Genomic DNA, 22,502 nt, shown 5'->3' with positions numbered 1-22,502 from the left:
GCCTTCAGCGGCTGGGCTGCCGGATCGCCGACTTGGGCCGGAACGCCTTGCAGACCGCGTCGTCGGTCTCGAGGTACGGCCCGCCGATCAGGTCGATGCAATAGGGCACCGCCGCAAAGATGCCCGGAACCAGTTGCGTGCCCTCGGCATCCTTCAGCCCTTCGAGCGTTTCCGCAATCGACTTCGGCTGCCCCGGCAGGTTGATGATCAGGCTCTTGTCGCGGATCACCGCCACCTGGCGCGAGAGGATCGCGGTCGGCACGAAGCGCAGGCTGATCTGGCGCATCTGCTCGCCGAAGCCAGGCATTTCCTTGTGGGCCACGGCGAGGGTGGCTTCGGGTGTTACGTCCCGCATGGCGGGGCCGGTGCCGCCCGTGGTCAGCACCAGCGAGCAGCCGGCGTCGACCAGCTCGATCAGCGTGGCGCTGATTTGCGCCGCCTCATCGGGAATCAGCCGTGCCTCGAACTCGATCGGGTTCTTCAACGCGCGGCCGAGCCATTCCTTCAGTGAGGGCAGCCCTTTGTCCTCGTAGGTGCCGCTGGAGGCGCGGTCGCTGACCGAGACGATGCCGATGCGGACAGCGTCAGGTGCGCTCATGGTGTTGCTCCTTCCCTCTTTGGGGGAAGGTTGGGATGGGGGCGGGCAGGGCGCTCGATGGAGACGCCGCGTGCCCCCACCCCGGCCCTCCCCCGGAAGGGGAGGGAGAAATACGGGGAGCTCATGCGTCCTCTTCCCGGTCCTGCGCGGCCGCCGCTGCGGCATGGTCCGCACCGCCGTGCACCGCCAGCTGCTCGCGCACCAGCTGGAAGATCTCGCGGTAGGCCTTGCCCTGGCGCGGCGCCTCGCCGGCCGGGCCGGTCTTCATGTCCTTGCGGGCCTGGCGCACCAGGGCGCGCAGCTGCTGGGAATCGGTCGCGGGGTGGGTTTCGATCCAGCCGCCGAGCGCGTCGTCGTCGGCAATCAGGCGGTCGCGCCAGCGTTCGGCCTCGTGCAGGGCGGCGGTTTCGGCCGCCGGCACGCTGTTCTGCTCGGTCAGGGCGAGCTTCACGGCCTCCAGCACCTCGGGGTCGAGCTTGCGCATCAGCTTGCCGATGAACTGCATCTGGCGGCGCTTGCCCTCGAAATTGGTGATGCGCTTGGCCTCGGCGACGGCGTCGACCAGCTTTTCGTCCAGCGGAAGCGCGTCGAACAAACCGGCGCGCAGGCCGAGCAACTCGGTACCGAGCTTTTGCAGTTCGTCGCTTTCGCGCTTGAGATCGGTGCGGCTGGCTTCGTCGGTGCCCTTGAGCTCGCGCTTGAGCTCCAGGTCGAGTTCGCTGCCTTCGGCGACGAACTGGCCACGGACGAAATAGCCTTTTTTGGGTTTGCGGGACATGAGGTGGATTCTGGGCCGCACCGTGCGGCGTTGCAACGCGTGCAATGCGCGGTGGGAAGCTGAAGGGAAAACGGGAAATAGGGGGCGCAAGTATCATAGCCACCACATGACGACATCCTCCTCGCGCGCCGATTCCGGCTTCGCCTACAGCCGCTCCTTCTTCGAAAACCTGGTCGACACGGCCTTGGCGCATGCCAGGAAGCTCGGGGCGACCGATGCCGGGGCCGAGGCCTCCGAGGGCTGCGGCCTCAGCGTCTCCGTCCGCAAGGGCGAACTCGAGAACGTCGAGCGCAACCGCGACAAGTCGCTGGGCATCACCGTCTACGTGGGCCACCGCCGCGGCAATGCCAGCACCTCCGACTTTTCCGAGGGCGCGATCCAGCAGACCGTGCAGGCCGCCTACGACATCGCCCGCTTCACGGCCGAAGACCCGGTCAGCGGCCTTCCCGACGAGGAAGACATCGTCAAGGAACAACCCGAACTCGACCTGTTCCACCCCTGGGACGTGACGAGCGAGCAGGCCGCCGAGCTGGCGCTGGCGTGCGAAGAAGCCGCCCTGTCGACCGACAAGCGCATCACCAACAGCGAAGGCGCCGGCGTCTCGGCCCAGCAGAGCCACTTCTTCAGCGCCCACACGCACGGTTTCCGCGGCGGCTATGCCAGCTCGCGGCACTCGATTTCGGTGGCGCCCATCGCCGGCAAGGGCGACGACATGCAGCGCGACGCCTGGTACAGCTCCATGCGCGCCGCCGACGAACTGGCCAGCCCGCAGGCCGTGGGCCGCTACGCCGCCGAACGGGCGCTGAGCCGCCTCAAGTCGCGCAAGATCAAGACCACCGAATGCCCGGTGCTGTTCGAGTCGCCGCTGGCCGTGGGCCTGCTGGGCGGGCTGGTGCAGGCCGTGAGCGGCGGGGCGCTCTACCGCAAGAGCACCTTCCTGCTCGATTCGCTCGGCAAGCCGGTGCTGCCCAAGCATGTCGACGTGGCCGAAGACCCGCACGTCCTGCGCGGCAAGGGCAGCTCGCCCTTCGACGACGAAGGCGTGACCACCCGGGCGCGCAAGGTGGTGGATGCCGGCCGGCTCGAAGGCTACTTTCTCTCCACCTACTCGGCGCGCAAGCTGGGCATGAAAACCACCGGCAACGCCGGCGGCTCGCACAACCTGACGCTGAGTTCGCGCCTGACAAAGCACGGCGACGACCTCGACGCCATGCTGGCCAAGCTCGGCACCGGCCTCTTCGTGATCGAGCTGATGGGGCAGGGCGTGAACTACGTCACCGGCGACTACTCGCGCGGTGCCAGCGGCTTCTGGGTCGAGAAGGGCCGAATCGCCTTCCCGGTGCAGGAGATCACCATCGCCGGCAACCTCAAGGACATGCTGATGGGCATCGAAGCCATCGGGGCGGATGCCTACACTTTCGGCGCCAAGACGACGGGGTCGGTTCTGGTCAACCGCATGAAGGTGGCCGGCGCCTGAGACAGCGCCACCGGCCGCAACCCGTGGCTGTGCGAATGCCAAGCTGCCGTTGATCTGCGGCCGCAGGCACTGACGAATCGAAAGTACCTCCGGGGCCGCCGGGATGTCGGTCCCTCCCATTGTGGTGTAAGTCCTAAGTCCTACATGCGCTCGCCGCGCGCAGACTCGCTCCTGCCAGCCTCGCGGCCGGCAATGCACAAGGAGCGGCATGACCACGCTGGATCGGATCGCTTGCCATCGCTGCGGCCGCGTTCGCCTGCACGCCGATGCGCCGTGTCCGGCCTGCGGTGCAACGCCGAGAGCGAGCGTGGCGGTGGCGGGCGCGACCGAACCCTTCGTCGGCCGTCGCGGCGAGCTGCAGCTGGCGCACGATGCCCTCAGCGGGGCGCTGGCGGGGCGCGGCCGCGCCGTCATGGTCAGCGGCGAGGCTGGCATCGGCAAGACGCGGCTGGCCCAGGAGGTGGCAACGCTGGCCCTGCGGCGCGGCATGCTGACCTTGTGGGGGCGTTGCCTCGAGGAGCCCGGCGCACCGCCCTTCCTGCCCTGGACGCGCGCGATGCAGGCCTGCCTGCAGGCCTGCCGCGACGAGCGCCTGCCTGCGCTGCTCGGGAGCGGGGCCGCCGCGGCGGTCGAGATCGTCCCCGAACTCGCCGAACGACTGCCCCCCGGCACCGTGGTGCCGGCGACCGGTGAAGGCGACCAGGCGCGCTTCCGGCTGTTCGCTGCGGTCGCGCATTTCTGGCGCCAGGTGGCGACACTGCGCCCGCTGCTGCTGATCCTCGACAACCTGCACTGGGCCGATGCGTCGTCGCTGCGGCTGCTGGCCTTCATCGTACAAGACCTCGGCGAGTGCCGCATCCTGCTGCTCGGCGCCTGCCGCGAGGCGGACCTGTCGCGCCAGCACCCGCTGGCGGCGACCCTCGCCGAGCTGTTGAACACGCGGCAGTTCTGCCGCCTGCCGCTGAAAGGCCTGAGCCTCGACGAAACCGAGCGGATGGTCGCCGCGGCCAGCGCCGTGACCCCGCCTCTCGCGGTCATCGCGACCATGCACCGTCGCACCGAGGGCAATCCGCTGTACCTCGTGGAGACGTTGCGCTTCCTGCGCCAGGGGCCGTACGGCGACGATCCGCACGCCGCCGCGGCGCTGGTCGAGACCGTGCCGAGCGGCATCCGCGCGGTGATCGGCCAGCGGCTCAACCAGCTCTCGGCGTCGTGCTGCGCGCTGCTCGCGATTGCCGCGTGCATCGGCCGCGACTTCGACCTGCCGCTGCTGGCCGAACTGGCCGGCGCCGGCAGCGAAGCCGCGTTGCTGGGCACGCTCGACGAGGCGCTGGCGCAGCGTGTCATCGAGGTACTGCCGCCCGGGCCGCAGTACCAGTTCAGCCACGCGCTGATCCGCGAGGTGCTCTACGACGAGCTGCCCGCGGCGCGTCGCGTCGCGCTGCACGGGCGCATCGCCGAGTCGCTCGAGGCGCACCACGCCGGCGACCTCGATGCGGTGTTGGCGCAGCTCGCCTACCACGCGGCCGCGGCGTTGCCCGCGGGCAGCCCGGCGCGCGCACTGGACATCGCGCAGCGCGCCGCCGCGCGGGCCGTCGCGCTGATGGCGTACGAAGAGGCATTGCGCTGCTACCGGCTCGCGCTGCAGCTCCAGGAGCGCTGGCTGCCGGCCGAGCGCGTGCGGCATGGCGCACTGCTGCTGGCGCTCGGCGCCGTGCAGACGCACGCCGGCGAGAACGACGCCAGCGCCACCACCTTTCTCGAGGCGGCGACGCTGGCTCGCACGCTCGGCGACGCGGACCTGTTCGCGCAGGCGGCGCTCGGCTTCGAGAACAACGGCTGGCGCATCAGCCGCCCGGGCGAGCAGGCGGCGGCATTGCTCGAAGAGGCGCTGGCGGCCCCGGATCGCTTCGATGCCGCGCTGCGGGTCGATCTGCTCGCCGCGCTGTGCCGCGCCTTCATCTTCTGTGGCCGCCAGCCGCAGGCCAACGCGGCGCAGCGCCGCGCGGTGGCGCTGGCGCGCGAGCTGGCGATGCCGCAGCCGCTGTTCAAGGCGCTGGCCGCGATCGTGCCGGCGCGCGACGACCCCGCCCGGCTCGACGAGCGCCTGCGCTGCGCGCGCGAGGCCTTCGAGGTGGCCGAGCGTGCCGGCCACATGGAATGGGTCGACGCGCTGACCGGCTGGTACTTCGGCGACCTGGTCGAGAAGGGAGAACTCGACGCGGCGCGCCCGCTGGCGCAGGTTCACGCGCGGGTGGCGGACGCGATCCGCCAGCCCTTCATGCAGGCGATGGGCCTGGCCAGCCTCACCCTGCTTGCCGCCTACGAGGGCCGCTTCGCCGATGCCGAACGGCTGGCCGGCGAGACCTTCACGATCGGGCAGCGCTTCCTGCCTGGCAACGCGCAGGGCGCGTACAGCCTGCAGATCTTCGTGCTGCGGCGCCAGCAGGGCCGCCTCGGCGAGGTGCTGCCGGTGCTGCGCGGCCTGGTCGGCAGCGTGCCGCGCGACAGCCTGTGGCAGCCCGGACTCGCGTTGATCTGCGCCGAGCTCGAGCTGCACGAACCGGCCCGCGAGGCCTACGAGGCGCTGGCGGCCGACGGCTTCGCGGGCATTGCGCGCGACGGCATGTGGCTCACCAACGTCGTTTTTGCCGCCGAGGTCTGCGCCCGCCTCGGCGACCGGCCGCGCGCAGCGACGCTGTACCGGCTGCTCGCTCCCTATGCCGGACGCAACGTGGTGACCGGCACCAACATCGCCTGTTTCGGTGCCGTGGACCGCTACCGGGGCATGCTGGCTGCGCTGGCCGGCGACGATGCGAGCGCCGCGGCGCATTTCGCGGCCGCGGTCGCGCTCGACGAGCGCGGCGGCGGCCGGCCCTGGCTGGCGCACAGCCGCTTCGAGTGGGCGCGCTGGTTGGCCAGGCGCGGCGACGCAGCCGGCGCGAGGGCGCAGCTCGAGGCGGCGCTCGCGCTCGGCCGCGCGCTGGGCATGGCCGGCCTGGCGCGACGCTGCGAGGCGCTGCAGCGCGAACTCGAGGGCGGCACGGCCGCACCACCTGCGGCACCCGACGGCCTGAGCCGGCGCGAGCTCGAGGTGCTGCGGCTGCTCAGTGCCGGCCACAGCAACCAGGCGATTGCCGAGAGCCTGTTCATCAGCCCGCACACGGTGGCACACCATGTGCGCCACATCCTGTCCAAGACCGACTGCCGCAGCCGCACCGAAGCCGCGGCCTGGGCGCACCGCCATCGCGCCGCGGCCGAAGGCTAGGGCCTGGTCTGTCGGCGCGCCCGGCCGAAATGGTCAATTCGGGCGATGCGCGGCCGCGCGGCGAGGCCTATGTTCGGGCACGGGACTGGCGCCGCCGGACCCCCGACCCAAAAGGAGTGCTCCACATGCCCGCAACCCTCTACGAGCGACTTGGTGGTGAGGAGCGCATCCAGCGGCTCGTCACCGACGTCATCGATAACCACTGCAACAACCCGCTCATCCGCAGCCGCTTCGCGAACAGCAACCGCGCCGAGTTCGAGCGCCACGTCGTCGAGTTCCTCTGTGCCGGCAGCGGCGGCCCGCAGTCCTACACCGGCAAGGACCTGGTGTCGGCGCACAAGGGCATGAACATCAGCGAGCAGGAACTGGTCGCTGCGATCGACGACATCCTCGCGGCGATGACCAAGAACGGCTACGACCAGGCCGAAAAGAACGAAGTGGTCGCGATTCTCTACTCGTTGAAGGGCGACGTGGTCCGGCTGTAGAGACAGCGGCCCTCTCGCACACGCCCCGGCGGCGTTTCGCCGGTGACTCGGAAAGGAACCTGACCATGACACGCCAACCATTCGTTGCCTGGGCGATCGGCGCAACCCTGATCGCGGGCATCGCGACGAGCTGGGCCCAGTCCGGCGACCATCGGATGATTTCGCCCGCCGACCTGAAATGGGCCGATGTTCCGTCGCTGCCGCCCGGCGCAAAGCTCGCGGTGATCGAAGGCCCCATGAGCGAAGCCGTGCCCTTCACGGTGCGCATCAAGGTGCCGGCCAACTACCGGATTCCGTCGCACTGGCATCCGGCCGTCGAGCGGGTGACCGTGCTCTCGGGCACCTTCCACATGGGCCTGGGCGACAAGCTCGACATGCAGAAATCGATGCCGGTGGTCGCGGGCGGCATGATGATCCTGCAGCCCAAGACGCCGCACTTCGCCTGGACACAGGAGGAAACCGTGGTGCAGCTTCACGGCACCGGGCCCTGGGGCGTCACCTACGTCAACCCGGCGGACGACCCGCGGGCGAAATAAACAGAGAGGAACGCCGCGCGCCGCTGGTTCAGGCCGCCACGGCGTCGGCCGGCAGCGCCGGCGGGCGAAGTTCGTCGACCTCGATCACGACATCGGCCGGCAGCCCGTTGCGCCGCGCCGCCTCGCGGATCAGCTCGACGCCGGGTGCCTCGTACAGGCAGTACGTCTTCTTCTTGTCGGCGCTGAGAAACGAATACAGCCAGCGGACGCCGACGTCGTCGTTGACGCGGATGATGCCGGCCGCAGCATCGGGCGAAACCTCGAGTTGATCTGCAAAACTGCGCTCGATCAGATAGAGAGGCATGGCAACTCCTTCATCGCGATGGTGTGCCATGGTAGTCCAGGCAGGTGCCAAACGGTCTCGTACTCGAGTTCCCGAGATATCGGCGACCTGACCCTGCTTCACTTCTTGGCCGCGGGCATCGCCTTGCGGATGACCTGTCCCCCGGTGAAGACCCATACGAAGCTCGGATCGGCCAGCGCAATGGTGCGTCCACTCAGGCTGGAGACAGCCTTGAAGAACGGGAAGCAATCGTCCGGGCACATCGGTCGCGTGACGCCGACGGTGGCCACCGCTTTCTTGGTCGCACCGTCGATCTCCTTCTCCAGCCGCGCCAGCGCCGCGATGAACGCCTGCTTCTCCGCATGCGACTTGAAGTAGGCGCCCTGCGCGTACTTGGGATCGAAGATGAAGGACTTGGTCGAGTATCCGAACTTCGCCAGGCCGGCACCGTACTTGACCACGTAGCTGTGCACTTCGGCGGTCTGCTGCGTCACGGTCAGCCCCTTGCCCTGTGCCAGCGCCGCGAGCGTGCCGTCGAGTGCACCCCAGCCGCTGATGGTGATTTCGTCGACCAGTGCCAACGTCTTGGTGGGCTTGACGATGCCGCCCGCAGTGGCCGTGTCGTAGATTTGTTGCACCGCCTTCTGTTTGTCGGCGGCCGCCTTGACCGCGGCTCTCACGTCGGACTTTGCGCCGGCCGGTATCTTGGCCAGCAGTTCGTCCAGGTTCGCTGCGGTGAAGATATCGCCGGTGTAGATCGGGTTGATCTCTCCGACCAGGTGGTGCTTGGGGCCGCTGTCGTCGGCAACGTCCAGCTTCACCAGCTTGTACTTGTTCTTGATCGCGCCCAGCTTCGAGCGGATGGCACCCAGATCGTCGCCATGGGCCTTGGCGATCGCGGTGCCTTCGGCTACCGCCGCCTTCAGGTCGCGCTTCTTCTGGTCGTCGGTGCGCGCATCGGGCTTGCCGTCCTTGCCCTTCTTGCCCAGCAGCGCATCCAGGAATTTCTTCGCCATCCGCTTGATCCACGCCACCATCGAATCCAACGCCTTGTCCACCGGCGCGCGGACCTTCTGCAGGATGCCGTTGATCTTGGCGGCGATCTTGCCCAGGCCCGCGAAGCCTGCAAGGAAGTTGATGGCGAGCGACAGCGCCCCGGCCAGCACCGCCTCCACCTTGCCCGCCGCCGCGCCGATGGCGCCGCCGGCAATGGCCGTGATCGAGCCCACGAAGGCGCTGACCACCGCGGCGATCTCGGAGATCTTGTTCACGAAGACCATCACCATGTCGTAGATCGAGACGATGGCCGAGATGAAGCCCGCGCCGGGGATGAACATCGCGACCAGCTTCGGAATCGCCTTGGTCACCACCGCCTCGATGATCATGCCCTTGATGCCTTCGATCACCTGGTCTTTGAGCGCGGCGAGCTCGGCCTTTACCTGCTCCCAGGCCGCGGCCGGCCCCTTGGTCACCAGCGTCTTGACGAGGCCGAAGCCTTTTTCCAGCGCCACCACCGCGGTCTCGCCGATGGCCTTGACCAGCTTGCCGCGCAGGTTGGCCCAGCTCAGGCCGAGCACCGAGAACGCGAACTTCACGATCTCGGGCAGCGACAGCGCGGTGGGAATGTAGACACCCGAGAGCGAACCGGTCAGCCACTTGATCAGCCCGTTCTGCAGGTGCGTGAGGAAGTTGCCCGAGAAGTTCTGGAAGCCGAGCTTGGCCGCCTTGCCCAGGTTGCTGACGAAGGGCAGGGGATTCTTGATGATGCTCTTGAGCGCGCTGCCGGTCTGCTGGATCGTTCCCCAGGCGCCGGGGCTCACCACCTCGAAGACGATCTCGGCGAGCTTCATCGCGGCATCCACGCCCCAGCTGATGAAGCTCGCGATGAAGTTGCCGAACACCGCGCCGACCTTGGCGAAGGCGCGGGTCAGCACCACGATGTCCATCAGCTCCAGCGACTTGAAGGCCGCCACGGCCAGCGCCGGAACCTGCTTGACGAAGCCGACGAGCGCCTTCTTCGAATCGTTGAACCAGGCCACCACGCGGCCGATGGCACCGGTCGATTGCACCCGGCCCCAGACCTCGCCCTGGCCGGCCAGCGTCATGATGCCGCCGAGGATCGCCTGCGCATCGCCCGGGGATTCCTCTCCGGTCACCGGGTCCTTGCCGAGCACCGCCTTCAGCAGCGGATAGGCCGGCGTGGTTGCTGCCAGCGCGGCCAGCGGCTTGAGCACGGCGTCCTTGATGAGATTCAGGATGTCGCTCGCCAGGCCGGCCACGAAGGTCTTGATCTGCTCCCACGGCGACGTGAAGATGCGCACGGCGCGGTCCCACGCGCCGCCCAGGTCGAGCAGGGCGCCGGGGCCGAGCGAGTCGGCGTAGTCGAACACCGCCTGCTTGAAGGTGGCGCCCACCATCCCCAGGCTGTCGACCTGCTGCGAGAACCAGTTGGCGATCTTGTCGAACACGCCGTAGGTGTCGAGCGCCTTCACGATCAGGTCGCCGCCGGGAACGAAGCGCACCAGCGCGCGAAACACGTTGGCCGGGGAACGGTCCACCGCGCGCCCGTTGATCGGGTTCATGCCCAGCACCAGCGCGAACATGCTGAAGCCGGGAATGCTGTCGGCCTTGCCCGCGAAATAGTCGAGCGCGTCCTGCACGCCCAGCCGCTGCACCTGCGGCGCGCTGCGCTCGCGCACGGTGGTGTCGACGCTGCGGTGTGCCGTGCCGGGCTGTGCGGCGCCGCCCTGCTGGATGGTGTGCGTGAGTTCGTGCGCGATCAGGCTGCGGCCTTCGACGCTGCCGGGCGCGAAACGGCCGCGGCCGAAGAACACCTCGTGGCCGACCGTGAAGGCGGCGGCATTGAGGCGCCGGCTGGCGCGCGCGGCCGAGTCGCCGGTGTGCACGCGCACGGCCGAGAAGTCGGCGCCGAAGCGCGGCTCCATGTCGTGTTTCAGGCCGCGCGGCAGCGGCTGGCCCACCGACGAGCCCACGCCCAGCGCCGAGGGCAGCAGGCTGCGGGCGGAGCCGCGCGCCGGCACGGCCTTCGCGAAGCGCCGCGCCTGCGGCGTCGCGGCGGCCGGCGCCATGGCCAGCACGCGTTGCGAGATGCGCACCGCCTCGCGTTCGGCCGGGTCCGAGGGYTGGGACACGCGCACCGGCGCGACAGGCGCAGCGGGCTTCGAGGTGGCCGGTGGCGCCCGCCGCGGCGGTGCCCTGCGCACATCGGGCACGCGCAGCGCGCTGCGCGTGGGGGAGGCCTGGGCGGTGTCGGACATGGCGGCCTGGCCTGTTCTCTTGCGCGCGGTGCCGCGCTACAGCGCGCGGCCTTCCTTCAGCAGCTCGCGCCGAACGCCTTCGTCGACGTCCTCAGCGCGCAGCACGCCGTCGCCGCGCGCCAGCGAGCGCAGGCAGGCGTAGCGCAGCACGTTGACGATGGTGCCGCCCGAGAGCTCGTGCTGCTGCGCCAGGCGCGTCAGGTCGAGCGCCGGGTCGGGGCGCACTGCGTCGGGAATGCCTTCGCGCCACAGGCGCAGCCGCTCGGGCGGGCGCGGCAGCGGGAACTGCACCACCGACTGGAAGCGGCGCAGGAAGGCGTCGTCGATGTTGTGGCGCAGGTTGGTGGCGAGGATCACCACGCCGTCGAAACCCTCGATGCGCTGCAGCAGGTAGCTCACCTCCTGGTTCGCGTAGCGGTCGTGCGCATCGCTCACGCTGGTGCGCTTGCCGAAGAGCGCGTCGGCCTCGTCGAAGAACAGGATCCAGCCCTCGCGCTCGGCGGCATCGAACAGGCGCGAGAGATTTTTCTCGGTTTCGCCGATGTACTTGGAGACCACCAGCGACAGGTCCACGCGGTGCACCTCGCGGCCGCAGCGCTCGCCGATGAGGCAGGCCGACAGGGTCTTGCCGGTGCCCGAGGGGCCGTGGAACAGGCTCACATGGCCGCGCCCGGTGCGGCGCCCGAAACCCCAGTCGTTCAGCAGGCGCTGGCCGTGGCTGAGCCAGAGGTGGATGTCCTCGAGCTGCGCGAGCGTGGTGGCGGGCAGCACGAGGTCTTCCCAGCGCAGGCCGGTCAGCACGCGCGAGGCGAGTGCGCTGCGTTCGACGGGGGCCGGCAGCGCGGGGCCGGGCAGCGCCTCCGCCAGGAACGCGGGCGAGGGGGCGAGCAGCGACTGCAGCAGGCCGGTGGCCGCGGTATCGGGCGCGGAAACCGTCTGGGCATGAAGCAGGTCGTCGCGCGCAAGGCGCTGCTGCGGGGACATGCGTTGCAGCGCCTCGAAGCGCCGCGCGAGGTCGTCGCCCGCGAGCAGGAAGCAACCGGTCTCGACCGTGGGCAGCATCGCGCCCCCCGGGCCCGCATGCGCGCCGAACTCGGTGTAGGGGCGCTGCGTGATGCCGTTCTGCGTCGCCAGCACATCGAGCAGCTGCGGGCGCAGCTGGGGTGCGAGCGCCAGGATCACCAGCAGCCGTTCGGCGGCATCGAGGCCGTGCCGCTGCAGCGCGGCTGCATACGGTCCTGCCGCGGGCTGCAGCCCGGGCGGCGGTGCCAGCGTGCCGGGCAGGGCCGGCGAGGCCGGCGTCTTCTCGTGGAAGTAGTGGTGCAGGCGCAGCTCGATCACATGCGCGAGCCATTCGAGCTCGGCCTCGAGCGTGCCGGCATCGACACGGGCGTTGACGGGCGGCATGTCGGTGGGCTTCATGGCGTGGGCCACTCCACGATCAGCAGCTTCGGCATCCAGGGCAGGCGCACCTGCTCGATGCGCCAGGGCAGCATGCCCATCAGCAGGTCGAAGGCCTCGGACTGCATGCGCAAGTGCCAGGCGTCGTCGCCGCGCGAGAGCAACCCGCGGCGCTGCAGGAAGCTCAGGCGCAGGCCGTCGATGCCCGTGCCGCGCAGTGCGCTCCAGTGCTCGCGCACGGCGGCGAGCAGGGCGTCGACTTCTTCGCGATCGCCGGGGGAGAGGGCGGGCAGTGCGGCCGTCAGCGGCTCGTCGGGCGGGCGGCCGAGCAGCAGCTTGACCAGCGGCAACTGGTGCTCGGCGATGGAGGTGTCGCCGCAGGCCAACGCATGCAGCAGCGAACAGGCGTGCGGCAGCTCGGCGGGAATGACCTGCTTGCCGCTCTCGTCGAGCACGCCGCGGGCGGCGAGCATGCGGGGCAGCCAGGGGTGGAGCAGGACCAGGCCGGCCAGCGGCACGAGCAGCGGCTCCGCGGTGGTGGCGTCGTCGGGCTCTGCCTGTCGTGCCGATGGCGCAAGGGGTTTTTGCGGCTCTCGGGTTGGTGTGGTTGCCGCTTTCTTGTTCTCCGCTGCCGGCGGGACCGGGCGGCCGGTTCTGCGGCCCTCTTTCCTTTCCTCGAGCGCTTCGCGAAGCGCGGGCAGGAAAGGCGGTGCGGCACCGACGGCGCAGTGCCGTGTCACGAGGTCGCGCAGTGTCGCGAGGTCGGCCGGTGCGGCCAGCCAGAGGGCTTGCCATTCGATGCGGTCGGAGGCGTCGTCGTCGATCCAGGCGCGCCATGCTTCCACGGGCTCGCGGCTCGGCGGCAGTGTTGGCCGATGCGCAGCCAGCAGGCGGCGGCGCAAGGTCGCCGGCAGCAAGGGCAGCCAGCGCAGCAGCGCGCCGATGGCCGCGCGCGTGCCGGACGCGTCGGGCAACAGCAGGTTCAGCGTCTCTGCACCACTCGTCACCGATTCGGCGGCCCGCATGGCCGCCTCGGCCAGCACACGCTGCGCCTGTTCGGGGGCGAGGCCGGCGAGCGTCCACGGCAGCAGACCGGTCGCCATGTAGTGTTTCAAGGCCTGCCGGCCTTCAGTGGCGGTCGAGCGGCGGGGCGATGCGGTCTGCGCCGATGGAAACACCGACGCGGCAGGGCGTGCTCCCGGCTCGCCCGTGGGCGCCTTCTCCGTTGCGCTTGCACCGGCCTGCGCCGGGTGCGCTGCCGCGGCCAGCGCCGCGAGAACCGCTGCCTCGATGCGCTCGGCAAGCTCGCCGGCCGACACGCCCTGAAGGTCCGAAAGCCGAAGCTCCAGCGCCAGCCGCGGCAGGTGCCACACCTCGTGCGGCGGCACTGCCTTGTCGAAGGCCCGGTCCAGCGCAGCCTCGCAAGCCTCGCCTTGTTCACGCAGCAGCGTGCGCAGCGCAAAGGCCTCGGCCGGGTTGGCCGCCGAAGCCCGCCAGCGCAGGCGCCGCACGCGGTGGGTGTCCATGGGGATCGCGCCTCTTCTTTCTTCAGCGGCCGATGGTGCGCAGGTTGCCGATCATCGCGGCCTGATTGCCCGCGGCCCGGCCCTGTGCGGTCGCGAGCCGGGTGTCGACCTGCGTCTTCGCAGCCGGGCTCTGGATCGACGCCATGCTGCTCGCCATCGATTGCGTGAGCTGCTTGCCGGCCGGGGTGCCCACATCGACGCCGGCCGTCACCAGCTGCGCTGCCACGCCGCCGAGCGTCTCGGCCAGGTCGAGCTGGGCACGGTCGAGGTCGCGTGCGACCTGGGTGCGCACGTCGTTCGGCAGGCCGGGCTGGATCAGCATCTCCTGCAGGTCTTTCACGCGTTCGCGCTGGTGCGCCATCTCGCCGGCCTGCAGGTCGAGGTAGGTGTCGCCGGTCAGGTCCAGCACGCCGCGCTGCTTCGGGTCCACCGCGTTGCTCGGCACGAAGGCGCCCTTGACCAGCCCTTCGATGCGGGCGCTCTGCAGCTCCAGGTCTTTCTGGAAGCCCTCGCGTTCGAAGGTGAAGCGGTCCTTCACCACCAGGTCCAGCGGCCGCACCGCGCGGATGCCGTTGCCCGCCACCAGCGGCGGCCGGTAGGGCGGGCGCGTGAGCGGCGGGTCGTCGGTCTCGGGTGCCTCGGCCTCGGCGGCCGGGTAGGGCAGCGTGAAGTCGCCCACCACGCGGCCCTGGTCGTCGTAGACCAGCACGAAGGTGCCGCCGCGCCACACGCCGCCCAGGTGGTCGAGCCCGGGGTGGTCCTGCACGAAGCGCGACAGCAGCAGCTTGTCGTCGGCCTTGTTGCCCTGGTCCACGATCAGGTCGTCGAGCCAGTCGATCCAGTGCGGCTGGTTGGTGTTGAGCAGCCCGTCGAAGGGCGAGACGAAGTCGGCGCGCGAGAGGTCGCTGAGGCTGGCGCGCGCCTCGCGCACCGACACCAGCGATGAGGTGTAGCTCGTCTTGAAGGCCGGCCCCTGGTCGCTCGCCACCGCGGCCCTGTAGCCGCTGTAGCTGGCCTTGGCCAGCACCGGCGCGGCGGCCTTGCTGGCGCTGCTGACGGCTTCGCCGGCCAGGCGCGCGCTGGCCACCACCGAGGTGCCGCTGTTCGTAGTGGCGGGAATCAGCCGCGCATTCACGGCCTCGGTCATGTCGGCGAGATGGCGTTGCCCGAACTGCTCGCTTTCCTCGAGCCGGAAGGCCACGTCCTGCCGCACCAGGTAGTGCAGGCTGTGCAGCGGCGTGTAGCGGAAGGGGGGGCGCACGCGCAGGCGGTCGCGGCCGGTGTGCACCAGCACGGCCTGCACCTGGAACGGCAGGTTGCGATCGGCGGTCAGCTGGCGCAGCTCGGCCGTCACCGTCTCGGCCGGGCGGCCCAGATGGCCTTCGATGCGGAAGAAGTCGTGGTGGCCGATGGCGAAGGCGAGCGGGTCGCGCGGGCGCCCGATCGTCCAGGCCTCTGCGCGGTAGCCGAGGTTCTGTCTCTCGTGGTGGCGCGACGAGAGGCGGAAGTTCCACGCCGCATGAATCGGCGTGTTCTCGAGCATGCGGTAGTACCAGGGGATCGCGCGCTCTTCCAGCGGGTGCATGTCCGACAGGCTGGGCGTGACGCGCACCACGGTATCGCCCGGCAATTGAAAGCTCGCGATCAGCGCATCGAGCTTCCACGCATGAAAGCGCGCATGCGCCGAGCGTTCGCGCGCGGTGGCGTCCAGCGGCGAAGGGTAGAGGCCGGTGCGCTGCTCGCGTGGCGCGGCTGTCGCGCCGAGCAGCAGGTGCTTCGGAAAGGCGGCCACGTTCGGCAGCGGCACGGCATCGTCGGCCAGCAGCGCCTCGCGCAGCGCGTTCCATTGGTCGACCAGGTCCTTGACGAAGCCGTAGCAGCTCTGCAGCCCGCTCGCGGCGCTGGCGAACTGGGTCGACAGCGATGCCAGCGCGCCGAGCCAGCGCGTCGTCGGGTCGGTGCCGAACATGTCCATCAGCACCTCGGGACAGTTGGCGTTCAGCGAAGGCAGCACGCGTTGCAGGTCGTCGAGCGACGAACGCGCGCTGTCGCGGTAGCGCGCGGCCAGCAGTGCGGTGTTGACGATGTCGCGCCCGAGCGCGGGCCGGCGCATCGCAGCGGCGGGCAGCGCCTGGGCGGCCTCGCTCGGGGAGCGCAGCGGCAGCCGGTCGAGCAGGGTCTGCGCATCGCTGCGGCGGATCAGCAGCAGCCGCACGCGGTGCAGCGCGTCGCGCCCGAGGTTGTCGCAGTCGGTGCCGCTGCACATGTCGGGGTCGTTGACCACGCTCTCCATCAGCATCAGCACCGCGCGATCGGTCAGCGGGCCGGGCAGCGCGGACAGCGGCTGTGCGAGCACATCGCTCTCGCCGACCGGAACCAGTTCCTGCAGCGCGATCATGTCGGTGGGCGTGCCGTCGGCGGCGGTGCCGCGGTAGAACGGCCGGTAGACCGGCGCGGTGGTGTCGTAGGGGCGGAAGCGGTCGTAGAGCGTGTCGGCCGCCAGCACCATCAGGTCGCCGTCGGTGCTGACGCCGAAGCCGCGCGTCACCCGCACGCCGCCGTCGGCGCGCGACACATGCAGGCCCGACACCAGCCCCACGCCCGAGAGCGCCACGCGCGACAGGCGCACCTGGTCGCCCCAGAAGTCGGACACGCTGTTGAGCTGCCCATGCGTGAGCACCTGGTCGGGCTCGAAGACGGTGTAGTGGTCGGCCAGCGTCTCGAGGCTGCTGAGCACTTGCAGTGGATCGGCCATGGTGGTGACTCCTTCTCTTTGCTTGACGTTCGCTTCAGTTGCCGCCCGCGGGCTCGGTGCCGAGGGAGGTTTGGCCCAGGATGAAGGGCGGTTTGGTTTCGTCGCCGGTGCAATCGAACAGCGCGCGGGCCGGGTAGATGTTCTTGGCGCGCTGCAGCACCGCGATCAACGCATCGAGCCGAGCCTGCCGCGTCGCTTCGGTGGTGCTGCCGAAGCCGGCATGCACCATCAGCCAGTTGCGCCATGCGCCTTCGAAGTCGGCCATGTCGTTGGTGCCGAGCCAGCACACCGTGGGCAGGATGTGGGCCGGCATCTCGGCGCGGATGAGCTGCTCGGCGAAGCGGCGGAAGCCCTCGTTCTGGAAGCGGCCGGCGTAGGCCGGCAGCAGGACGTGCACGCGGTACGAGTATGGGTCGAGGTCGCTGCAGTCGTCGCAGCCGGCGTCGGTGCAGATGTCGAACATGCGGTCGGTGGCGCTGCGCGGTCGCAGCAGCAGGTGCTCGACCAGGTACATGCCTTCGCCGCCGTAGTGGCCGGCCAGGTAGGTGATCAGCTCTGCGATGGCGGTTTCCATCGCCGCCGCGCTGTCGAAGTACTGGATGCGGCGCGCGATCACCTCGCCGGCGGCATCGACGATGTTGAAGTAGGGCTTGGGCTCGGCCCCCGCGGTCGTCAGGCGCTGGTAGCCCTCGGGCAGCTGGGCGCGCCCGATCGCGAGGATCATCGCCTCGCGCGCGGCTTCGGGCGTCGGGTAGCGCGTGCTCGAAGAGAGCAGGATCGCGTTCGTCACCGCATGCCGCACGCGAAAGCGGAACTCGTTGACGCTGTCGGGCACGGCGTCGATCTCGTTGTAGGTGTCGTAGCTTTGCAGGCCGAGGTTGCGGCGCGTGAAATCGGCCATGCCGAGCAGGCGCGCAACGCGGCGCTCCAGGCCCGAGACGTTGGGCGTGTTCCACACCTCGGCGGCGGTGGCCGGTCGCTGGAGGAAGGCGCCCGCACGGTCGCGCGAGAGCTCGGCCGCCTCCTGCAGGAAGCGGCAGCGGTCGCCGATCAGGCGGTCGCTGTCGTGGCCGAAGGCCGAGGCCATCGCACCGGCGTAGTCGGCGAAATCTTCCGCCAGCCGTGCCAGCAGGTGGTCGAGCAGCCGTTGCTGGCGCGCCGCGGCTTCGCTGGCGGACTCGATGGCATCGGCCAGCATGCGCGGCGTCGCGCTGTCGGGATAGAGCAGTTCCTGGTCGCCGATGCTCTTCACCACCTGTGCAGAGAGCACATGGCGGTCGTTGCCGAGGCCGCTGAAGCGCTGCGCCACGGCCTGCAGGTCGGCCGGCGCCACTGACAGCTGACGGCGTGCGCCCGCGAGCATCGAGAGCTGCCCGGCCATCGCATGGTCGAAGAACAGCAGCCAGCCCTTGAGCTGCAGCGCCTGCACCCGCCGCGCGTCGGTGGCGCGCAGGCCCAGGCCCTGCGCGCCGATGCCGTAGACGGCCGGGAAATCCTGCTGGAACGAGGTCCATGCGTCGAGCACGCGGGCGCGGCCCGATGCCGGCAAGGGAACGGCCGTGCCGGCTTGTTGCTCGACGCGGGCACGCGCCGCCTCGCGCAGTTCGGCCAGGCGCGTCGCGACGGAAGAAGGCATGTCGGCGATGTTCCAGCCCTGCACCGGCAGGCCGCGCTTGGCGAACACCAGCCGGCCCTGGTTGAGCGACAGGCGCGGCAGGCGGCCGGGGCGCACCGGGATGCGCCAGGCATTGGCGAGCGGCACGGCGTCGCCCTGCACCGCGGCGGGGTCGGCGTCGGGCGCGTCCTCGTCGCTCTCGTTCGTGCGCACGAGCGGGTTCAGCAGCATGCTGCGCACCGAACGGATGCCGGGCACGTCCATCGCCACGCCGACCAGGTCCGACAGGCGCAGCTCCGAAGGGAGGGCCGCGGCCTGCAATTCGGCGTCGTCGATGAAGCCGTGTTCGAGCAGCGGGCCGTCGAGGATCTCGGGCAGCGTCAGCCCGCGCGCGAGCAGGGTGGCGAGGTCGTGGTTGAGCACCGGCGGCGCAATGGCCTGGCCGATGTCGAACAGCAGGCGCGCCGCGGCTTCGACGGGGTCGGCATCGCCTTCGAGGTCGATCTCGGCGCAGAGCGCGAAGTACTCGGCGCGCACGGCACGCACCTCGATGAAATCTTCGCAGAGGTTGCGCGATGCCTCCAGCGTGTCGCGCACCGTGGCGAGCACGCGGGCGCGCTCGGCCTGCGTGCCGATCGCGTCCATGAACTCGATGCGCACGCGGTAGAGGCCGGCCAGCGGCACCGGCTCGAAGGCAGGGTGCGCGGGCGGCGTGGTGCGCAGTTCGCGGCGGCGCAGGTCGGCATAGAGCAGCGCGTCGGTCACCGGCTCGATCCAGGCGTTCTTCACGTCGGGCAGATCGATCAGCAGCTTGCGCCAGTCGAGTCCGGTCAGCGCGCGGTTGGGCAGCACGGCGTGCGGCAGGTGCAGGCGGGCCATCGTCTGCGCGGCGCCCTCGCCGGGGGCGGCCAGCAGGTCTTCGATGGGCAGCGAGTGGCGGTACGACAACTCGGTCAGCGCGTAGCACGCCACCTCGAGCATCGTGATGCCGGGGTCGTGCGTGTTGTGGTCGGTCCAGAGGCCGCGCGACAGGCGGCGCACCGCGGCCAGGCCTTCGTCGAACAGCGCGCGTGGGTCGAAGGCCGGGTCGGCTTCGGGCGCGGTGGAGATCGGCGGCAGCGCGGTGATGGCGTTGGAGGTGTCGAACATCGCTCAGAGCTCCACGATTCGGTGGGAAGGGGCGGAGACCAGGATCGCGTCCGGCGTATCCGGCACGATCTCGTCGCGGTCGCGCGTGTCGCCTTCGAGCGTGAGGCGGAAGTCGGTGACGAAGTCCACCCATGGCAGCGCCTCGACGAAGTCCAGCAGTTCGGACCGGACGACGCGGCCGCCGAAGCCGAGTTCCGTCGCGCTGTCGAAAGCCCAGGGCGACAGCGCTTGCACGATCGCCTGGTCGATCTGCGGGCCGTAGAAGTTGAAGCCGAAGCCAGGCCGCAGCCGCACCTTGAAATCGAGCTGCACGGGCCGGTAGCCGGGGTTGCGCACATGCACCCGCGTCTGCGGGCCGCAGCGCGCCGACAGGTGTTCGCGGATGCGCGCCAGCGTGTCGAGGTCGACGCGCGGCTGCAGCGGGTTCACCGTCGGCCGGTTGCGCAGGTCGGGCACCACCACCATCGTCAGGTGGCCGGCCGCGAGCCACGAGCTGTCGCTCGCATGCGGAATGCACTTGGCACGGTGTACCGAGGGAAAGGCCTGCAGCACCAGCCGCTCGCAGTCCCAGCGGTTCACGGCGCGGTTGCGGTGGCGCAGCCGCTCGGCCGCACGGCGCGACAGCGAGGCGTCGTCTTCCTGCAGCGCGCCGCCGAAGGAGGCGTACGGCTGCGCGATGGCCTTCACCGCCGCCAGCGGCGTGCGCGCCTTGGCGATGCTGCCGGGCGGCAGTGCGCGAGCGAGCCGTGCGGGGTCGTTGCCCTGGTCGGCGAACACCACCTCGACGGCGTTGGCATGCACGCCGACGATGTCGCAGGCGGCCTGCGGCGCGCCCGCCGTGGTGGCGCGCAGCCACACCGGGCCGGCCGGCAGGCGGGTGTTGGCGGTGGTGGTCTCGCGCGGCAGCACCAGGCCGACGAGGCCGCTGGCACGCAGGCCGCGCGTATCGTCCTGCACCAGCTCGCCGGTGCCGAGCGTGCGCCAGGCGTTGTCCGCGAGCACCGACCATTGAATGCCCTGCGCCTCGGCCAGCGGGTCGGCCGTGCCTTCGGCCACCTGCACCAGCAGGCTCTGCGAATCGCCGGGCTGGGCGCCGTCGAGTGCGACCAGGAACTCGGCCGAGGCCGGATGCGCCGGCAGCAGGCCGATGCCGCCCTGCAGCGCCCAGGGCCGGTTCGCGTTGAGCCAGGCGTGTTCCCGCGCGAGGCCCAGCGCATCGATCTGGAAGAACTGCACGGCGGTGTCGGTGAAGGCCGCCTGCGACGGGTCGGCCAGGCGGCTTTCGTCGCTCTCGGCCGCATAGTCGAGCGTGATCTCCTGCACCTTCGGCGTGTAGGGTGGGTTCAGCACCTTCGGCGGGGAGGCGGTGGCGGCCGTCGTGGCGTCGCGCATGAAGTCGCGGTGCAGCAGGTCTTCGATCAGCGAGACGGTGACGAAGCCGGCACGCGGTGCGGTGGGCGTGGCGGCGGCCATGGCCGTGTTCGCGCCCAGCCCGAGAAGGCCGGTGATGGCCGTGATGCCTGTGATGGCGGTGATCCCGCCGATCCCCGTGAACCCGGCGATCTGGCCTGACATGAAGGATGCCGAGCGCGCGACCGGCTGCGCCAGCTGCATCGAGCTCGCGACGTTCGCGGCCATCGCGCTGCCGCCTTGGAACAGCGACTGCATCTGCATCGCCGGTGCATAGGTCGCCACGCTGCTGGCCGATCCGGCGACCACGTCGAGCGTGGTAGGGGCCGGGTTGCGTGCGATCAGCGTCACGTTGGCGTCGCGGTGCTCGGTGCCCGATGCATCGCGCCAGCTCGTGGTGGCGCCGGCGCCGTTGCTCATGGTGCTGCGCCGCGCATAGCCCTCGTACCAGTCGTACAAGTCGGCCGGAGCGCCCTGCCAGGCCAGGTGGATCTTCAGCGAGATGACCGGCTTGGCCAGCGCCTCGGCGCATCCCACATGAAAGCGCGAACCGCCGCTCGGCTGCGCGCCGAAAGGCAGGAAGGCTTTTTTCGGATCGAGCGTGGCGTCGTCGTTCTCGAGCGTGAGCGCGCGCATGTCCTCGACGTTCACCGACACCTGGGCGCTGCGCACCGCCACGTTGTCGAGCGCACCGTAGGCGAGTTCGGCATTGGGCTTCAGCAGGCACTGGATGACGGGCAGCGCGGCGGGGAAGGCATGCAGGTGGATCGCAGGGGCGTGGTCGACCACGGCGGGCAGTGCGGGGCCGACGGCCACTTCGAGCGTCAGCAGGTCGCCACTCAGCACACCGTTCATCGGCAGCGGCCCGATCCAGCCGGCGGGGCCCGTGAGGTGGGCATCGAAGGCGGCGGCCAGTGTCGAGGCATCCACGCCCGATGGCAGGCCCGACAGCCGCAGCTTGAGCCTCACGGTGCGCTCGCCCTCGGCCAGGCGCAGCAGGGGCGAGGCGATCGCGAAGCCGACCGGTGCGGCCGGCAGTCCAACGCGGCCGAAGGGTGGCCAGTGCGGCGAGGCGGGAGCAAGCGGTGCACCGAGGCCGTTGGCCGAATTGGCCATGGGCGCGAACAGCAACCGCTGTCCGTCGCGCACGATGCTCGCAAGCCGGGACACGCGCGCGCGACCGACCACGGTGGGGCGCACCGGCGCGAACAGCTGCTCGACCTTGGTCGCATCCTTGCCCGCGGAGAACTGCTGCGGCAGGGCGATTTCCACGGCCGCGGCGCCTTTCTTGAGTTCGAAGACGAGGTGCGCGCGGTCGGACTGTGGGCCCCGGGGCGCAAAGCCCAGCACACGCTGCATCTGGTAGTTCAGGTGCTGCGCGGTGAAATCGTTGAGTCGGGCTTGCGGCCGGGCCAGCAGTTGCAGGAAGGCGATCAGCAGGCCGTGGTGCGGTGGCAGCTGGCCGTCGGTGCCTTGAACCAGCGCTTCGAGCGTGGCGATGTCGCCCGAGGGGAGGTAGGACTGCCAGTTGCCGGGCGTCGCCGACACGGGCCATTGCGCGTGGTACCGGATCAACCCGGCCAGCGCATGCAGCGATTGCAGCAACTGCGCCGTGCTGCGGTCGTCGATGGGCGTGGAAGCAGGGGACAGCCGCGGATCGTCGCGCTCGGGCTGTGCGGTGCCGGGGGCTGCGGCGAAGGCGTCGAGGAGGTCTTGTGCGGCCATCTCAGTTTTCCAGCAGTTCCGGGCGCGGGCGTTCGGGGCGCGTGCACAGGCCACCGGGTGCTCCCCTCCGCGAATGTCCCCCGCTTCGCTCCTCCTTTATTTCGCTGCGGGGAGCACCCGGTGCCCTGTGCACGGGGCACGCTGCTGGTTTGCAGCCGATCAACCAGTGCGCTGAGCGATCACGCCGATGGTGTGCTCTGCGCAGCGAAATAAAGGAG

At 70.3% G+C, this 22,502-nt stretch carries 13 protein-coding genes; 4 read left to right on the top strand and 9 right to left on the bottom strand.

The features are described 5' to 3' along the window. Positions 1–4: 4 nt before the first annotated feature. Both mog and yjgA read right to left on the bottom strand, forming a co-directional pair. Positions 5–598 (bottom strand): molybdopterin adenylyltransferase, encoded by a 594-nt coding sequence (gene mog / locus AC1DXX_RS14280; protein ID WP_478134859.1) that lies wholly within the window; start codon positions 596–598, stop codon positions 5–7. Between the two features lie 121 nt (positions 599–719). Next, positions 720–1,376: a ribosome biogenesis factor YjgA gene (gene yjgA / locus AC1DXX_RS14275; RefSeq protein WP_478134858.1), complete on the bottom strand. Its 657-nt coding sequence runs from the start codon at positions 1,374–1,376 to the stop codon at positions 720–722. Between the two features lie 106 nt (positions 1,377–1,482). Between yjgA and pmbA the strand changes: the two genes are divergently transcribed. The 4 genes from pmbA to AC1DXX_RS14255 all read left to right on the top strand — a co-directional run bounded on the left by pmbA (position 1,483) and on the right by AC1DXX_RS14255 (position 7,142). Further along, a complete protein-coding gene (pmbA, locus tag AC1DXX_RS14270) occupies positions 1,483–2,853 on the top strand; it encodes a metalloprotease PmbA (protein WP_478134857.1) in 1,371 nt (456 codons plus the stop codon). A gap of 208 nt (positions 2,854–3,061) precedes the next feature. Beyond that, positions 3,062–6,121, top strand: a complete 3,060-nt coding sequence (locus AC1DXX_RS14265; RefSeq protein WP_478134856.1) for an ATP-binding protein — start codon at positions 3,062–3,064, stop codon at positions 6,119–6,121. Positions 6,122–6,246: 125 nt separating this feature from the next. Continuing rightward, positions 6,247–6,606 carry a group I truncated hemoglobin gene (locus tag AC1DXX_RS14260; protein ID WP_478134855.1) on the top strand — a complete coding sequence of 120 codons (360 nt, stop codon included), beginning with the start codon at positions 6,247–6,249 and terminating at the stop codon, positions 6,604–6,606. Positions 6,607–6,671: 65 nt separating this feature from the next. Next, the gene (locus AC1DXX_RS14255) at positions 6,672–7,142 is read left to right on the top strand and encodes a cupin domain-containing protein (RefSeq protein ID WP_478134854.1); all 471 of its coding nucleotides are present in this window, start codon (positions 6,672–6,674) and stop codon (positions 7,140–7,142) included. Between the two features lie 28 nt (positions 7,143–7,170). Here the strand turns inward: AC1DXX_RS14255 and AC1DXX_RS14250 are convergent, their stop codons facing one another. The 7 genes from AC1DXX_RS14250 to AC1DXX_RS14220 all read right to left on the bottom strand — a co-directional run bounded on the left by AC1DXX_RS14250 (position 7,171) and on the right by AC1DXX_RS14220 (position 22,284). Further along, the gene (locus AC1DXX_RS14250; protein ID WP_478134853.1) at positions 7,171–7,446 is read right to left on the bottom strand and encodes a DUF4242 domain-containing protein; all 276 of its coding nucleotides are present in this window, start codon (positions 7,444–7,446) and stop codon (positions 7,171–7,173) included. 98 nt (positions 7,447–7,544) lie between these two features. Next, entirely contained in the window at positions 7,545–10,703 is a 3,159-nt protein-coding gene (locus tag AC1DXX_RS14245) for an eCIS core domain-containing protein (RefSeq protein WP_478134852.1), read from the bottom strand. Positions 10,704–10,739: 36 nt separating this feature from the next. After that, a complete protein-coding gene (locus tag AC1DXX_RS14240) occupies positions 10,740–12,125 on the bottom strand; it encodes an ATP-binding protein (protein WP_478134851.1) in 1,386 nt (461 codons plus the stop codon). Beyond that, on the bottom strand, positions 12,122–13,630 hold the full coding sequence (locus AC1DXX_RS14235) for a contractile injection system tape measure protein (protein WP_478134850.1): 1,509 nt from the start codon (positions 13,628–13,630) through the stop codon (positions 12,122–12,124). The genes AC1DXX_RS14240 and AC1DXX_RS14235 overlap by 4 nt, the downstream gene beginning before the upstream one ends. Before the next feature lie 22 nt (positions 13,631–13,652). Beyond that, positions 13,653–16,385, bottom strand: coding sequence for a hypothetical protein (locus AC1DXX_RS14230; protein ID WP_478134849.1), 2,733 nt, complete (start codon positions 16,383–16,385; stop codon positions 13,653–13,655). Positions 16,386–16,419: 34 nt separating this feature from the next. Continuing rightward, positions 16,420–19,149: a hypothetical protein gene (locus tag AC1DXX_RS14225; RefSeq protein WP_478134848.1), complete on the bottom strand. Its 2,730-nt coding sequence runs from the start codon at positions 19,147–19,149 to the stop codon at positions 16,420–16,422. Positions 19,150–19,152: 3 nt separating this feature from the next. Further along, on the bottom strand, positions 19,153–22,284 hold the full coding sequence (locus AC1DXX_RS14220; RefSeq protein ID WP_478134847.1) for a hypothetical protein: 3,132 nt from the start codon (positions 22,282–22,284) through the stop codon (positions 19,153–19,155). Positions 22,285–22,502 lie beyond the last annotated feature (218 nt).

This window comes from Variovorax sp. P4_B10, assembly GCF_056402375.1.
This window is presented reverse-complemented; position numbering and strand designations above follow the sequence as displayed.

Excerpts from the sequence above, each read along its gene's own strand:
- AC1DXX_RS14255 (WP_478134854.1), top strand. The coding sequence starts at position 6,672 with ATGACACGCCAACCATTCGTTGCCTGGGCGATCGGCGCAACCCTGATC.
- mog (WP_478134859.1), bottom strand. The coding sequence starts at position 598 with ATGAGCGCACCTGACGCTGTCCGCATCGGCATCGTCTCGGTCAGCGAC.
- AC1DXX_RS14235 (WP_478134850.1), bottom strand. The coding sequence starts at position 13,630 with ATGGACACCCACCGCGTGCGGCGCCTGCGCTGGCGGGCTTCGGCGGCC.
- AC1DXX_RS14250 (WP_478134853.1), bottom strand. The coding sequence starts at position 7,446 with ATGCCTCTCTATCTGATCGAGCGCAGTTTTGCAGATCAACTCGAGGTT.
- yjgA (WP_478134858.1), bottom strand. The coding sequence starts at position 1,376 with ATGTCCCGCAAACCCAAAAAAGGCTATTTCGTCCGTGGCCAGTTCGTC.
- AC1DXX_RS14240 (WP_478134851.1), bottom strand. The coding sequence starts at position 12,125 with ATGAAGCCCACCGACATGCCGCCCGTCAACGCCCGTGTCGATGCCGGC.
- AC1DXX_RS14265 (WP_478134856.1), top strand. The coding sequence starts at position 3,062 with ATGACCACGCTGGATCGGATCGCTTGCCATCGCTGCGGCCGCGTTCGC.
- pmbA (WP_478134857.1), top strand. The coding sequence starts at position 1,483 with ATGACGACATCCTCCTCGCGCGCCGATTCCGGCTTCGCCTACAGCCGC.
- AC1DXX_RS14225 (WP_478134848.1), bottom strand. The coding sequence starts at position 19,149 with ATGTTCGACACCTCCAACGCCATCACCGCGCTGCCGCCGATCTCCACC.
- AC1DXX_RS14260 (WP_478134855.1), top strand. The coding sequence starts at position 6,247 with ATGCCCGCAACCCTCTACGAGCGACTTGGTGGTGAGGAGCGCATCCAG.
- AC1DXX_RS14220 (WP_478134847.1), bottom strand. The coding sequence starts at position 22,284 with ATGGCCGCACAAGACCTCCTCGACGCCTTCGCCGCAGCCCCCGGCACC.
- AC1DXX_RS14230 (WP_478134849.1), bottom strand. The coding sequence starts at position 16,385 with ATGGCCGATCCACTGCAAGTGCTCAGCAGCCTCGAGACGCTGGCCGAC.